The sequence below is a fragment of the Burkholderia cenocepacia genome, from assembly GCF_014211915.1.
GTDB classification, from domain to species: Bacteria; Pseudomonadota; Gammaproteobacteria; order Burkholderiales; family Burkholderiaceae; genus Burkholderia; species Burkholderia orbicola.
This window is the reverse complement of record NZ_CP060040.1, coordinates 1,498,540-1,511,724: the sequence shown is the minus strand read 5'-3', so window position 1 is coordinate 1,511,724 and position 13,185 is coordinate 1,498,540. Positions and strand designations below refer to the sequence as shown.

Genomic DNA, 13,185 nt, shown 5'->3' with positions numbered 1-13,185 from the left:
CGACAACCTTGCGGCGCATCCCGCGACCGCAAGCCTTTTCCGAGGAAACACGCCATGCTCAAGACGCTCGCCCGCGCCGCTGCCGCACTCGCCGTCGCTTCCGTTTCACTGCACGCCGCCGCGCAGACCAGTTACGACTACCTGTTGCTCGCCGCATCGTGGGAGCCGGGTTTCTGCGCGTCGCACGACACCCCGGAATGCACGAACCTCGCCGGGTCGTACGCGGCGACGAGCCTGTCGCTGCACGGGCTGTGGCCGAACCGCTACGACGGCAACCAGCCGTTCTATTGCGGCGTGCCGCAGAACGACATCGACCTCGACAACGCGCACCAGTGGTGCAGCATGGACGCGTACCCGATCAGCAGCGCGACCCGCAACACGCTGTCGACGTACATGCCGGGCGTTGCTTCGTGCCTCGACAAGCACGAGTGGTTCAAGCACGGCACGTGTTCGAATTCGGCGACGCCCGATGCGTACTGGAACCAGGCGTCGGGCATGATCAGCCGGCTGGGCAACACGTCGTTCAACGCATTCCTGCAGGCGAACGCGGGCAAGACGGTCACGCGTAACCAGTTGCTGTCGGCGTTCGAAGGCGCGTTCGGCAGCAACACGCGCAGCGCGGTGTCGCTGAAGTGCACGAAGACGAACGGCGTGAGCTACTTCACCGAAGCATGGATCGCGGTGAAGACGAATGCGACCGCGCAGTTTCCGAGCGCCGCGTCGCTCGTGACGGACGGCAATACGCAGGGCACGTGTCCGACGTCGGGGGTGTTTATCGCGAAGTGAAGCGGATGCTGCGGCTCGCCCGTCGTTACGCCAACAGCCGCAGCGCATCCGAGAGCGACAGTACCGTCGTGCGCGATTCGAACGCGGTGGCGAACAGATGCTCGTGAACGATCGGGTCCGGGTCGTAGCAGCAATCCTTGACCGTGTAGAGGCGGAAATCGGCGTCGCTCGCATGGGCGATCGACGACAGCATCACGCCGGTCGATGCGATGCCGACCATGATCAGCGTATCGACGCCTTGGGCAATGAGCCGCGCCTGCAGGTCGGTGCCGAAGAATACGCTTGCGCGGTGCGCGATGATCAGCGGTTCGTCGGGTCGTTTGGCCAGTTCGGGACACGGGGCATCGTCGATGAAGAGGCCGAGTTGCTTGATGCCCTGGCCGTTCTTGTTGAGCGGGCTGACTTCCGGATAGCCGGGGCTGAAGCGGAGATTCGCGAACCAGACGCCGACGCCGGCGGCGCGTGCCGCGTCGCAGAGACGGCGCGTATTGGCCAGCAGTTCGGGCGCGACCGACGGGAACAGGCCGAGGATGTCGGTCTGGTAATGCATGACGAGCAGCGCGGTTTTCGATGGCGCGATCGGGGGAATCTGGTAGAGCGTGCTTTGAGCAGGCGTGTTGTCGCCATGGGCGGGCGTGTGGGTTGCCATTTCGATATCCGGTGTGGTTTCCTCGTTCATGAATGACGTTCTCCGTGCTGTTGGCGAGGTGCATCTGAATTTTTCGCGTACGTACTTCAAAAAACCGACCGCCCCGCCGTATATGTCGTCGCCCCAACGCCAACGTGCCCGTGCCCTGGAAATATAAACCCGGGCGTGATTCCTTCAGAACGGCCCGTGCGGGCAGCCACGCCGCCGTCAACGGCCGGGATCGGCAAAACGGACACGCGTGGCCGTTGCAACCCGACATCAAAAATGCCGCGCGCCACGGACGCATTTTGTCCTTTCCGTCAACCGCTATCATGGACGTTCATCCTAAAGGAGAACCCCGATGAGCCGGCCAGATTTCATCAGGCACTGGACTGAACTCGAAGAACCGGATGCGCATTCCTATCGCGGCGATACCGAGCCCATGGCGCTCGACGCGCCGCTTTCCGCCGCACTCGGCATTACGCGTATTGGAATCCATCATGTCAGGCTTCTGCCCGGACGGCGGACGTCATATCCCCACGCCGAAAGTACCGAGCAGGAGTTTGTGTACGTGCTCGAAGGCAAGCCCGACGTATGGATCGACGGCGTGCTTCACCCCATTGCCGAGGGCGATTCCGTCGCGTTTCCGGCAGGCACCGGAATTTGTCACACCTTCATCAACAATACGAAGGACGAAGTGAGGTTGATGGTGATCGGCGAACGTCCTCGCGACGACAACCGCATTCGTTACCCGCTCAACGAAGCGTACGAACTGACCCGCGCGGACCGATGGGTGGACTGGCCCGACAGACCGCTCGGCGACCATGACGGGATGCCGGACTGACGCTCACCGGAAGACCGCATCGGCCGACCCCTGCCAGCGACAGTATCCGGACGAGTGACCGCCGTACTTTTAGGATTCAACCCGCCGATGCAACGAATGGGTGAAATCGCTTGGCCGATGTATCGAAGTTCGGTGTGCTATTTCTTTGAAATCAATCCGGTCATATATTGATTCAAATCACGAAAATCTTTGACCGTCCACGGATGCGGCGGCAGTTTTACGCCATTTTCTCGCAAGGTTTTGGGAATCAGGTCGCCGTTCGGGCGAAGTATGACTGATGAAACGATAACGCCCGGGTAATCGCTCAGCCGTTTTTTGAAAGCGGGCGTCGTAAGATCGGGCGTGGGCGGGTTGCTTTTATTGGCCAATGGCCCCGTTCCTCTGGCGTCTGCTCCGTGACACATGGCGCATCTCGCCAGGAAGATCTTTTTTCCGTTATCACTATCCGCAAAGGCTTGGGATGTTTGAAAAAACAATGAAACTCCTAGCGAGGCGATGAGCAATATTTTCATTTTTGTTGATTTTTTGTATAAGCCTTCGGGTGTTTCTCAGGGCCGATTGTTGTCGGATGACGCGTTCTCCATTGAGTATGCCGATATTAATCTGCCGCCGTTGTGCCGGGTGAGGTGTGTCTAACTTCGCCACCTCAAAAAATCGACCGCCCCGTATAAGTCGTCAACCACTCCAGCGCCAATGTCCCCGCCAGCGAGTTCCCGTTCGCATCCAGCCCCGGCGCCCACACGCACACGGCCATCTCCCCGGGCAGCACCGCAACGATCCCGCCGCCGACGCCGCTCTTCGCCGGCAACCCGACGCGATACACGAAATCGCCCGCCGCATCGTACGTCCCGCAGGTCAACATCAGCGCCGACAGCCGCTTCGCCGAACTCGAATCGACGACCCGTTCGCCGGTCGCCGGCGCGACACCGCCGTTCGCAAGAAACAGCGCGGCGGTGGCAAGCTCGACGCAGTTCATCTCGATCGCACATTGGCGGCAATACGCATCGATCACCGTATCGGGCGGCATCTGCATGTTGCCGAAGCTCGCCATGAAATGTGCCATCGCGCGGTTACGCTCCGCGTGCTGCAACTCCGACAACGCGACGCGCGAGTCGTAGTCGATATCGTTCGAGCCGATCAGCCGCCGAACGAACTCGACGAGCGCCGTCTCGGCCTTCACGAAGCGGCGGCACAGCACGTCGGTGACCACCAGCGCGCCCGCATTGATGAACGGATTGCGCGGCTTGCCGCGCTCGCTTTCGAGCTGGACCAGCGAGTTGAACGCGGTGCCGGACGGTTCGCGGCCGACCCGTTCCCACAGTTCGTCGCCCAGCAGCTGGAACGCGAGCGTGCACGCGAACAGCTTCGAGATGCTCTGGATCGAGAAGCGCTCGTACGCATCGCCGACCGTGTAGACGTTTCCGTCGAGCGTCACGACGGCCATTCCGAACTTGTCGGCGGGCACTTTCGCGAGCTCGGGAATATAGTCGGCTACCCGTCCCTGGCCGATCCAGGGGGCGAGTTCGGTGTGGATGCGTTCAAGAATCGATTGGTAATTCATCACGTCGGGCAGGGTAGAGGCACGGCCGGATTCCGGCGAGCCCGTATGGAACCGTCCCGGCACCGATTCGTCAAGCGCGGCCTGAATCGCGCCCTTATTTTCAAGACCGGCAAACAGGCAGGCGGCGGGCGCAGTATCATGCGGTACGTTTCGGCCGAGGGCCGGCGTCCGGCACCGGCCGGCGCCGCCGCGGCTTTCCCGATGATCCGACCGCTACCCATGTCTTTTCGCATCCTGCTCGTCGAAGACGACACCCGCCTGTCCACGCTGATCGCCGGCTACCTGCGCAAGAACGACTATGAAGTCGACACCGTGCTGCATGGTGACGCCGCGGTGCCGGCGATCCTGTCCATTCGTCCCGATCTCGTGATCCTCGACGTGAACCTGCCGGGCAAGGACGGCTTCGAAATCTGCCGCGAGGCGCGCAAGCAGTACGACGGCGTGATCATCATGGTGACGGCGCGCGACGAACCGTTCGACGAGCTGCTCGGCCTCGAATTCGGCGCGGACGACTACGTGCACAAGCCGGTCGAGCCGCGCATCCTGCTCGCGCGGATCAAGGCGCAACTGCGTCGCGCGCCGGCGCGAGCGGCCGAGAGCACCGCGCCGCAGCCGGAGCGCTACGCGTTCGGCAAGTTCTCGATCGACCGCACCGACCGCACCGTCGTGCTGCCCGACGGCAGCATGCCCGATCTGACGTCGGCCGAATTCGACCTGCTGTGGGCGCTGGTGTGTCATGCGGGCGAAGTCGTCAGCCGCGACGATCTGATGCTGCAGCTGCGCGGCGTCGAATTCGACGGCCTCGACCGCACGATCGACGGGCGCATCTCGAAGCTGCGCCGCAAGCTGCGCGACGACGCGAGCAACCCGCAGCGGATCAAGACGATCCGCAGCAAGGGTTATCAATTCAGCAAGCACGCGTGGGAATGACGCCGCGCTCGCGCGACGCCGTCACGTTCCGCGCGGGCATTCCGCCCGCCGGCCGGGAGCCGCGATGATTCGACGAACCCGTTCGCACCCCGATGCACCGCCGCTGCCCACGCTGCGCTACGTCAAATGGCGCTGGCTGCATTTCCGGCGCGCGTGGACCGACACGCGCGCCGACCGCATTCCGAGCTGGTCGCGCCTGTACCTGCGCACCTACCTGCATCTGCTCGGCCTCGTGTTGCTGACCGCGCTGGTGCCCGCGCTCGCGCTGTGCGTCGAATTGTCGCCGCAGGTCGTGTGGCATGCGTTCGACTCGCTGCCGGGCGACATCTGGATCGTGCTCGCGTTCGTGTTCACCGCGCCCGCGCTCGCCGCGTACCGGTGGATGCGGCCGGTCTGGTCGGATCTCGTGATGGTGCGCGAGCGCGCGATCGACTTCACCGGCGGGCGCTTCAACACACGCGCGCGCGAATCGCACAGCGTGATCATCGGCCCGCTGGCGCGCACGCTGAATGCGCTCGCGATGCGCATGGAGCGGCTGATCGCCGCGCAGCGCGATCTGACGAACGGAATCTCGCACGAGTTGCGCACGCCGCTCGCGCGCGTGCGCTTCGCGCTCGAAATGCTGCGCGAACCGGGTTCGGCGGCCGAATACCAGGGCGCGCTCGAGAGCATCGCGCAGGACGTGACCGAGCTCGAGGAGCTGATCGACATGAGCCTCACGTATGCCCGGCTCGAATACAGCTCGCTGCAGTCGAACCTCGAGATGACGGCGCCCGTCGCGTGGTTCGAGCACCAGGTGAACGACGCGCAACTGCTGTATCCGGACCGGGCGATCGAGTCGCGCATCGAGATCGGAGCGGATTTGCGCGTGAAGATGGACCGTCGGCTGATGTCGTATGCGATGCGCAACCTGTTGCGCAACGCGAGCAAGTACGCGAAATCGCGGATCGTCGTCGGAATCTCGCTCGTGCACGGCAACATCGGCATCTTCGTCGAGGACGACGGCCCCGGCGTGCCCGAGAGCGAGCGCGAACGGATCTTCGACGCGTTCGTGCGCCTCGACCGTCGCACCGGCGGCTACGGGCTCGGCCTGTCGATCACGCGACAGGTGCTCCACGCGCACAACGGCCGGATCGCGGTCGTCGATCCGGTCGAACTCGGCGGCGCGCGATTCGAGATCAGCTGGCCGGTCTAGCACGACGTCGCGCGAGGCCCGGCCCGCGGCCCGCCGTGAAGTCGACAGCTGCCGCCGGGACGGCGCCACGGATGCCGCCGCAGCGGCATCCGCGCATGCTCAATAAGTACGGCCGAGCTGCAGGTAGAAGTTGCGTCGGCCGCTGGGGGCGAGCGCCACGCCGATATAGACGGGCCCGAATGCGGTCGACAGGCTCGTGAAGAACGTGTAGCTCTGCTTGAGCGCGCCGCCGCCGATCTTCTGGCCGCTCGACCAGACGTTGCCGACTTCCGCGCTGGCGCCCACCGACAGCGCCTTGACCGGCGACGCGTTGAACGTCATCAACTGGTTCATGTACGTGATCTGCCCGTACGCGAGCTCGTTGCCGTTCAACTGGTCGGCCGCATAGGCGGACAGATGCTGGAAGCCGCCCAGCGTGAAGTTGAACGCATTGATCAGGTTGGTGCCGCCGATGCTCTTGCCGCCTTCGATCGTCGCGCTGACGCTGTGCCGGCCGAACTGCTGCGCGATCATCGCCTTGCCGTAGATCTCGGTGTAAGGCGCGTTGCTGATCCCGTCGGCGAAATCCTGCGCCGAGCCGCCGTTGCGCGACACCAGCGAGCGTTCGACCCGCAGTTCGCCGAAATAACCCTTGCGCGGGAACATCGGATCGTCGAGTTGATCGATGACGAGCCGCGCCCGCGCGATCAACGCCTGCGACGTGAAGCTCGGCCACAGCAGCGCCTGGCCGCTGCCGTCGTCGAACGGCAGGTTGTAGGTCGGCGAGCCGTGCCCGGTCACGTAGCCGAGACCGATGCGGAAATCGCCGAGCCGCGCGATCGGCAGGCCGAGGTCGATCCCGGCGCGCGCCGTCTGCATCAGGTACTGCGTGATCTTCACGTCGCCGGAGTCGTCGTACAGGTTCGCGTAGCGACGCTGATATTCCGCGTACGGCGACAGGTAGACGCCGTACGCGGTCGACAGCGGCTGGCGCAATTCGACGCGCGCCGACTGCAGGTCGCTGCCGATCGTCGTGTCCGCGCGGAATTCGAGCCCCGATTCCGTGAGCCACGGCCGCCGGTAGCCGACGTGCAGGCGGAAGCCGCCTTCATCGGTCGAACTGCTCGACATGCCGAGCCCGAACAGCAGGAAGTTGGGCCCCCAGTACTTTTCGCGCGCGTCGATTTCGAGCACGTTGTCGTCGCCGCGGCTGACGATCTGCTGCGTGACGCTCTCGAAGTTGCCGCCCGTCGTGAGGCCGAGCAGATCCTGGCTGACGGTCTTCGGATCGTAGATGTCGCCCGGTTTCACGTGCAGCGCGTTGCTGACGACGCGCTTCGGTACGCCGCCGCTGGTCTTGATGTCGATGCGCGTGATCCGGATCGGCGGCGGCAGCGGCTGCGCATGTGAGGACCGGTAGGCCGCGTACTGTTCCGGCGTGAGCGCGAAACGCCGCAGCTTCGGCAGCGCGGCGGTCGCGGCGGCCGCGCCGGCGGCAATCGCCTGCTTCGCGTTCTGGAAATCGGTGAACGCGAGCGAGCCGAGGTCCGGCGTGAGCAGCACGTCCCGCGCGTCGAGCTGCTTGCGCTGCGCGGTCACGTTCTGGCGGATCAGGATGCCGACCATCTGCTGCATCACGTCGGCCGGCGACGCGAGCGCGTCGAGCGGGCGCAGTTGCGAGCCGATGTCGACGGCGATCACGACGTTCGCGCCCATCTGCCGCGCGGTGTCGACGGGCAGGTTGCTGACGAGGCCGCCGTCCACGAGCGCGCGCCCGTTGATCTCGGCCGGCGCGAACAGGCCCGGCATCGCCATGCTCGCGCGAATCGCGAGCGGCAGCGAGCCGTGGTCGAGCACGACCATCTGGCCGGTCTGCAGGTCGGTCGCGACCGCGCGGTACGGGATCGGCAACTGGTCGAACGGCTGGTTGGTCGGCACGGCGGCCGTCCAGTTCGCGAGCAGCGCCTGCAGCCGGTTGCCCTGGACGAGGCCGACCGGCGCCTTGACGCCCTTCTTGCCGAAGCCGAGCGTCAGCCCGTTGATGTACAGGCGTTCGTCCTCGCGGCTGGTTTGCGGCAGGTCCGCGCGGTCCGTCACGTCGAACGCGATATCCGCCAGGTTGACCTCGGACAGCCGCTTCTGCATCTCGTCGGCCGCCATCCCGCTCGCATACAGGCCGCCGACCACGGCGCCCATGCTGGTGCCCGCGATGCAGTCGATCGGAATCCGGTTGTCCTCCAGGACTTTCAGGACCCCGAGATGTGCATAGCCGCGCGCACCGCCGCCGGACAGCACGAGGCCGATGGACGGGCGGCCGGCCGGGCCGCCGTCGGCGGTGCAGGTGTGCGCGGACGCAGCGGGTGCGGCGGGCGTGGCGGCGGCCGGCGCGTTGGCTGCAGCGGCAACGGTCTGGGCAGCGGCGGATTCGGTGGCCGGCAGCGGTTGCGCGGCGAGCGTGCAGCACCAGAAGGCAACGAGCGTCGTGCAGAGCGGGCCCAGCGGCGCCCAGCGGAAGAAAGCGGTCGCTGTCATGGTGAAGATACCTGGCGTGATCGTGCGTCTGAGGCCTGCCGGGAGCAGGCAAGACCGAGAGATTACCGTGTTTTACAGGCCCGACGCGAGAGGCCGTTGCGTAGCCGGACGTGCCCGGAACGCCACATTCGGCAAATTCGTCGCGAAAAAATCATGGGAATTGCCTAAAGTATCGGAACGATTTGCCGCTAAGCTCGTGATGGGGCGGTATGGACGCGCGGCAAAAAGTGCGGCGCGGCTGTCCCGGCCCGTTCCCTCACCAAGGTTTGATATGTCGACACCGCTGTTCGGAAAGTTGTTTGCGCAACCCGTTGCGATCGATCCGGGAACGGCGAGTACGCGGATCTATACGCATGAACGCGGCGTGGTGCTGAACCAGCCGTCGGTCGTGTGCTTCCGCAAGGGCGGCGCGAGCGACGCGCGGCCGACGCTCGAGGCCGTCGGCGAGCTGGCCAAGGCGCTGCTCGGCCGCGAACCGGGGCATCTGGAAGCCGTGCGGCCCATGCGCCACGGCGTGATCGCGGACGCGCACGCGGCCGAGCAGATGATCCGCAGCTTCATCGACATGTCGCGCACCCGCTCGCGCTTCGGCCGCCGCGTCGAGGTCACGTTGTGCGTGCCGTCCGATGCGACGGCCGTCGAGCGCCGCGCGATCCGCGAGGCCGCGTTCGCGGCTGGCGTATCGGAGGTCGAACTGATCGAGGAGTCGCTCGCGGCCGGGCTCGGCGCAGGTTTGCCGGTGACCGAGCCGGTCGGCTCGATGGTCATCGACATCGGCGGCGGGACCACCGAAGTCGCGGTCATCGCGCTCGGCGGCATCGTCTACCGCGAGGCGATCCGCGTCGGCGGCAGCCAGTTCGACGCGGCGATCGTCAACCATGTCCGCAACCTGTACGGCGTGCTGCTCGGCGAACAGACGGCGGAGCACGTGAAGAAGACGATCGGCTCGGCCACCAGCGCGGTGCCGCGCACGTCGACCCGCGCCGTCGGCCGCAGCATCGGCGACGGCCTGCCGCGTTCGGTCGAGCTGTCCAACCACGACGTCGCGGACGCGCTGGCCGCGCCGCTCAAGCAGGTGATCGGCGCGGTGAAGTCGGTGCTGGAAAACGCGCCGGCCGAACTCGTGACCGACATCGCGAATCGCGGCGTGGTGCTCACCGGCGGCGGCGCGCTGCTCGCCGATCTCGAGCGCCTGCTGTACGACGAGACCGGGCTGGTCGCGCGGATCGCCGACGAGCCGGCCACCTGCGCGGTGCGTGGCGCCGGCGAGGCGATGGGGCGGCTCGCGATGTGCCCGGCCGATTGAGCCCGGGCGGTGCGGTTTCGCGGCGCGGCGCATCCTTCACATTCTTTCGATCTCCCTATGGCCGGCCTGCGTGGCCGGCATCGGTTCGTCGCATGGACAGGCGCGAGCGCGCCGTGCTAGCGTGACGCGCCCGTTCGGGGCCGGGCCGGCCGATGCGCCCGACGACACCTGAGAGACCGAATACCTTGAAATATCGAACCAAACGGAGCTTTGCGGCCCGGGCCGGCCGCGTGCTGGCCGTCGTTGCGTGCGTCTGGGCCGCGGCGGCCGCCGCGATCGTAATCCATGGCATGCGGATGCCGAGCGACCCGGCGGACGTCGCCGTGATCTTCGGCAACGCGCTCGACGACACCGGCGCGCCGAAGCCCGTGCTCGCGGCCCGGCTCGATGTGGGCGTGCGCTGCTATCACGCGGGGCAGTGCCCGGCGTTTCTGGTCAGCGGCGCGATCGACGGCCCCGGGCTGAACGAGGCGACGGTGATGCGCGACTACCTCGTTGCGCGCGGCGTGCCGGCGGACCGGATCGCCGTCGACGACCAGGGCGACAATACGCTCGCGACCGCGCAGCACACGCTGGCCTACCTGCACGCGCATCGCCTGTCCCGCGTGCTGATCGTCAGCCAGTATTACCACCTTGCGCGGGCGCGTCTCGCGTTCGAGCGCGTCGGCATTGCGCGGTCGAACATCTCCGCCGCCTATCCGCGCCGCTTTCAGTGGCGCGATGTCTATTCGAGCTGGCGCGAGGTGCCGGCCTACGCGGTGTATGCGGTGCGGCTGTGGGTGAATCCCGATGCGCGGCCGGTTTCGTTTCGGCCGATGCTTTATTTGATGCGGCTGTTTTCGTGAGGCGGCGGGGCGACTTTTCACTTCTTTCATGCTCCGTACCCGAAATCGCAAAAGCGGCTCGGATGCACCGCGGTTTCGATTTTCAACGGGTGAAACCGACTCATCGATCATTTACATCGATGACGTGCCGTCATGAAAAAATATTGCTCTGCAAAATCCTCATGACCGGGATCAAAAGAAAAATATCAGCGTTTTCACTGATGCGCCGGTTTCGGTTGTTTTGAGAAGGATCAAAATAACCTGGCGGTGAATATGCCTGATTGCGTGTTCCGGCGGGCTTCGGCAAGTAAAAAATACATATATGCCGGCCGTCGATCATCTAGGTAAACATTAGCTGGAAAATGATCGGCGTTTGATATAGCCTTGTCTGACAAAAAGCAGGGCAGTAATCAAATCAACCAGAAAGTCGCTGCAGAAAAACCAGGGGCCGCCATCATGTCATTCGACTAGTGTTGCACCTGCAGTCCAGGATCGATGAAAAAATTCATCCGTGAATAAACCGACGTCGTATTGCGACGGCCGGAGTGGACGCTTTTACCATGATTCACCGCGGGTGATTGCCATATTCCGCGGCAATACCAAATCCAATGACGAGAGAAAGCATGGACCTTGCGCGCTCAAAAAAGGCCGGTGAACCGTTTCCGAGACTTCTGTTGCCGACAGGCATGTTCCTCGCGCTGGCTGGCGCGGGCATCGTTCCCGCGCACGCGGCCTGTACCACGGCGGGCACCAACGTGGCATGTTCGGGCGCCGCGAATCCGCTGGCGCCCAGCTATGCGAATGGCGCCAACAACCTCAACGTGACGGTCAATCCGGGCGGGAGCGTCGGTGTTCTCCTGGGCGTCGGCGGTAACGCGATGACGCTGACCGGCAGCAACGACACGCTGACCAACAACGGCCGGATCGATCCGACGCTGCTCGGAACGGGCCTGGGCGTGTTGTCGTCGGGCGTGGTGATGGGCAATGCGGCGGCCAGTACGCAGACCGTGACCAACAACGGCATCATGGCGGGCACCACCGGCCTGTCGATCGGCCTGACCGGGATGGCGCTGGCCGTGCAGAACGGCGCGGGCGGCACGACCAGCATCACGAATACCGGCACGATGTCGACGACGGGCATCGTCGGCGCGACCCTGTTGGGCCCCGATGCGGGCGTGATCGCCGCGTATGGCGGCGGCCAGGTCAACGTCAACAACTCCGGCACGATCACCGGCCGTGTCGCGTTGGGTACTTCGGCAGGCGGCAACACGTTCACGAACTCCGGTACCGTGAACGGCAGCGTGTCGATGGGCACGAACAGTACCAACCGGTTCATCGCAACCACTGATTCGTCGGTCAACGCGGCTGGCGGCACGGGCCTGGCCGTCAATCTCGGCATCGGTGCGATCACGATCGGCTTTGCGGCGACGGGCACGGTCGACGGCGGCGCGGGCGGCAACAATACGCTGACGCTCCAGCAGGGTACGTCGACCACCGGCACGATCGACAACGGCAACTACATCAACTTCAACCATCTTGATGTACAGGGCGGCACGTGGACGCTGTCGGGCGCATCGAGTGCGACCGATGCGACGCTCGGTAACGGCGCCACGGCGATCGTGAACAATACCGCGTCGCTCGGCACCGGCACGATCAACGCGAACGGCGGCGCGATCCAGTCGGCCACGCCGGGGCTCACGTTGTCGAACAACATCTCGACGAGCGGCGGCGGCTTGGGCGTGAGCGGCTCGTCGAGCCTCGACCTGTCGGGCACCATCTCCGGCGCCGGGCCGGTCACGCAGTCGGGTACCGGCACGCTGACGCTGTCGGGTGTAAATACCTACAGCGGCGGCACGAACCTGAATGCCGGCACCATCGTGGTCGGTAACAACCAGGCGCTCGGCACCGGCACGCTGACGGTCGGCGGCAATGCGACGCTCGACAGCAGCCAGGCGGTGACGATCGCGAATCAGGTCGCCCTGAACGGGGGCGCCGCCCTGGCGCTCGGCGGCAGCAACGCGATGACCGTCAGCGGCGCGATTTCCGGGGCTGGCGGTCTCGTCAAGAACGGCGCAGCCACCACGACGCTGACCGGCTCCAATAGCTACACGGGCGGCACGACGATCAATGCGGGCACGCTGGCACTGGGTGCGGGCGGCTCGCTCGCGGCGACGGGTGCGGTGAACCTTACCGGCGCGGGGGCCGCCTTCGACATCAGCGCATCGGGTGCGAACCAGACGATCGGCGCGCTGACGGGTACTGCTGGCACGACCGTCTCGCTCGGCGCCAACTCGCTGACGATGGGCGATGCGGCGAACGCAACGTTCGGCGGCACGATCACCGGCACGGCCGGCGTGACGAAGCAGGGCAGCGGCACGGAAACGTTGACGGGGGCGAACACGTACACGGGCGGCACGACGATCAACGGCGGCACGCTGGCGCTGGGCGCGGGGGCTCGCTTGCGGCGACGGGGGCGGTCAACCTCGGCACGGCCGGGGCCGGTTTCGACATCAGCGGGGCGGGTGCGAACCAGACTATCGGCGCGTTATCGGGTGTGGGCGGCACGACCGTATCGCTCGGCGGTAATACGCTGACGTTCG

11 protein-coding genes are annotated in these 13,185 nt (G+C 65.4%); 7 read left to right on the top strand and 4 right to left on the bottom strand.

Annotated elements, in window-relative coordinates:
* The first annotated feature begins 54 nt into the window (after positions 1 to 54).
* Positions 55 to 786: a ribonuclease T2 gene (locus tag SY91_RS23255; RefSeq protein WP_006498851.1), complete on the top strand. Its 732-nt coding sequence runs from the start codon at positions 55 to 57 to the stop codon at positions 784 to 786.
* A 25-nt stretch (positions 787 to 811) separates the two neighbouring features.
* Here SY91_RS23255 and SY91_RS23250 read toward each other — a convergent pair whose 3' ends face one another.
* Entirely contained in the window at positions 812 to 1,435 is a 624-nt protein-coding gene (locus SY91_RS23250; protein WP_239068208.1) for an isochorismatase family cysteine hydrolase, read from the bottom strand.
* Between the two features lie 340 nt (positions 1,436 to 1,775).
* On the opposite strand from SY91_RS23250, the gene SY91_RS23245 reads away from it, so the two are divergent.
* Positions 1,776 to 2,258, top strand: a complete 483-nt coding sequence (locus SY91_RS23245; RefSeq protein WP_006480777.1) for a cupin domain-containing protein — start codon at positions 1,776 to 1,778, stop codon at positions 2,256 to 2,258.
* Between the two features lie 137 nt (positions 2,259 to 2,395).
* Here SY91_RS23245 and SY91_RS23240 read toward each other — a convergent pair whose 3' ends face one another.
* Both SY91_RS23240 and SY91_RS23235 read right to left on the bottom strand, forming a co-directional pair.
* On the bottom strand, positions 2,396 to 2,770 hold the full coding sequence (locus SY91_RS23240) for a cytochrome c (protein WP_185921168.1): 375 nt from the start codon (positions 2,768 to 2,770) through the stop codon (positions 2,396 to 2,398).
* Positions 2,771 to 2,904: 134 nt separating this feature from the next.
* Positions 2,905 to 3,819 (bottom strand): glutaminase, encoded by a 915-nt coding sequence (locus SY91_RS23235; RefSeq protein WP_027805820.1) that lies wholly within the window; start codon positions 3,817 to 3,819, stop codon positions 2,905 to 2,907.
* 219 nt (positions 3,820 to 4,038) lie between these two features.
* Between SY91_RS23235 and SY91_RS23230 the strand changes: the two genes are divergently transcribed.
* Positions 4,039 to 4,749 carry a response regulator gene (locus SY91_RS23230; RefSeq protein ID WP_185921167.1) on the top strand — a complete coding sequence of 237 codons (711 nt, stop codon included), beginning with the start codon at positions 4,039 to 4,041 and terminating at the stop codon, positions 4,747 to 4,749.
* A gap of 64 nt (positions 4,750 to 4,813) precedes the next feature.
* A complete protein-coding gene (locus SY91_RS23225) occupies positions 4,814 to 5,944 on the top strand; it encodes an ATP-binding protein (protein ID WP_006480781.1) in 1,131 nt (376 codons plus the stop codon).
* A gap of 99 nt (positions 5,945 to 6,043) precedes the next feature.
* Here SY91_RS23225 and SY91_RS23220 read toward each other — a convergent pair whose 3' ends face one another.
* On the bottom strand, positions 6,044 to 8,455 hold the full coding sequence (locus tag SY91_RS23220) for a patatin-like phospholipase family protein (RefSeq protein WP_023476574.1): 2,412 nt from the start codon (positions 8,453 to 8,455) through the stop codon (positions 6,044 to 6,046).
* A gap of 271 nt (positions 8,456 to 8,726) precedes the next feature.
* Here SY91_RS23220 and SY91_RS23215 point away from each other — a divergent pair, with 271 nt between their 5' ends.
* From SY91_RS23215 to SY91_RS35520, 3 genes are all read left to right on the top strand, one after another.
* Positions 8,727 to 9,761: a rod shape-determining protein gene (locus SY91_RS23215; RefSeq protein ID WP_023476573.1), complete on the top strand. Its 1,035-nt coding sequence runs from the start codon at positions 8,727 to 8,729 to the stop codon at positions 9,759 to 9,761.
* Between the two features lie 152 nt (positions 9,762 to 9,913).
* Entirely contained in the window at positions 9,914 to 10,606 is a 693-nt protein-coding gene (locus SY91_RS23210) for a YdcF family protein (protein WP_043887704.1), read from the top strand.
* A gap of 653 nt (positions 10,607 to 11,259) precedes the next feature.
* A complete protein-coding gene (locus SY91_RS35520; RefSeq protein ID WP_313771534.1) occupies positions 11,260 to 13,179 on the top strand; it encodes a beta strand repeat-containing protein in 1,920 nt (639 codons plus the stop codon).
* Positions 13,180 to 13,185: the final 6 nt, after the last annotated feature.

What these genes read in the sequence shown, in the direction of transcription:
- SY91_RS23230 (WP_185921167.1), top strand. Translation starts at nt 4,039, where the DNA reads ATGTCTTTTCGCATCCTGCTCGTCGAAGACGACACCCGCCTGTCCACG.
- SY91_RS23240 (WP_185921168.1), bottom strand. Translation starts at nt 2,770, where the DNA reads ATGAAAATATTGCTCATCGCCTCGCTAGGAGTTTCATTGTTTTTTCAA.
- SY91_RS23245 (WP_006480777.1), top strand. Translation starts at nt 1,776, where the DNA reads ATGAGCCGGCCAGATTTCATCAGGCACTGGACTGAACTCGAAGAACCG.
- SY91_RS23255 (WP_006498851.1), top strand. Translation starts at nt 55, where the DNA reads ATGCTCAAGACGCTCGCCCGCGCCGCTGCCGCACTCGCCGTCGCTTCC.
- SY91_RS23210 (WP_043887704.1), top strand. Translation starts at nt 9,914, where the DNA reads ATGCGCCCGACGACACCTGAGAGACCGAATACCTTGAAATATCGAACC.
- SY91_RS23250 (WP_239068208.1), bottom strand. Translation starts at nt 1,435, where the DNA reads ATGGCAACCCACACGCCCGCCCATGGCGACAACACGCCTGCTCAAAGC.
- SY91_RS23225 (WP_006480781.1), top strand. Translation starts at nt 4,814, where the DNA reads ATGATTCGACGAACCCGTTCGCACCCCGATGCACCGCCGCTGCCCACG.
- SY91_RS23220 (WP_023476574.1), bottom strand. Translation starts at nt 8,455, where the DNA reads ATGACAGCGACCGCTTTCTTCCGCTGGGCGCCGCTGGGCCCGCTCTGC.
- SY91_RS23215 (WP_023476573.1), top strand. Translation starts at nt 8,727, where the DNA reads ATGTCGACACCGCTGTTCGGAAAGTTGTTTGCGCAACCCGTTGCGATC.
- SY91_RS23235 (WP_027805820.1), bottom strand. Translation starts at nt 3,819, where the DNA reads ATGAATTACCAATCGATTCTTGAACGCATCCACACCGAACTCGCCCCC.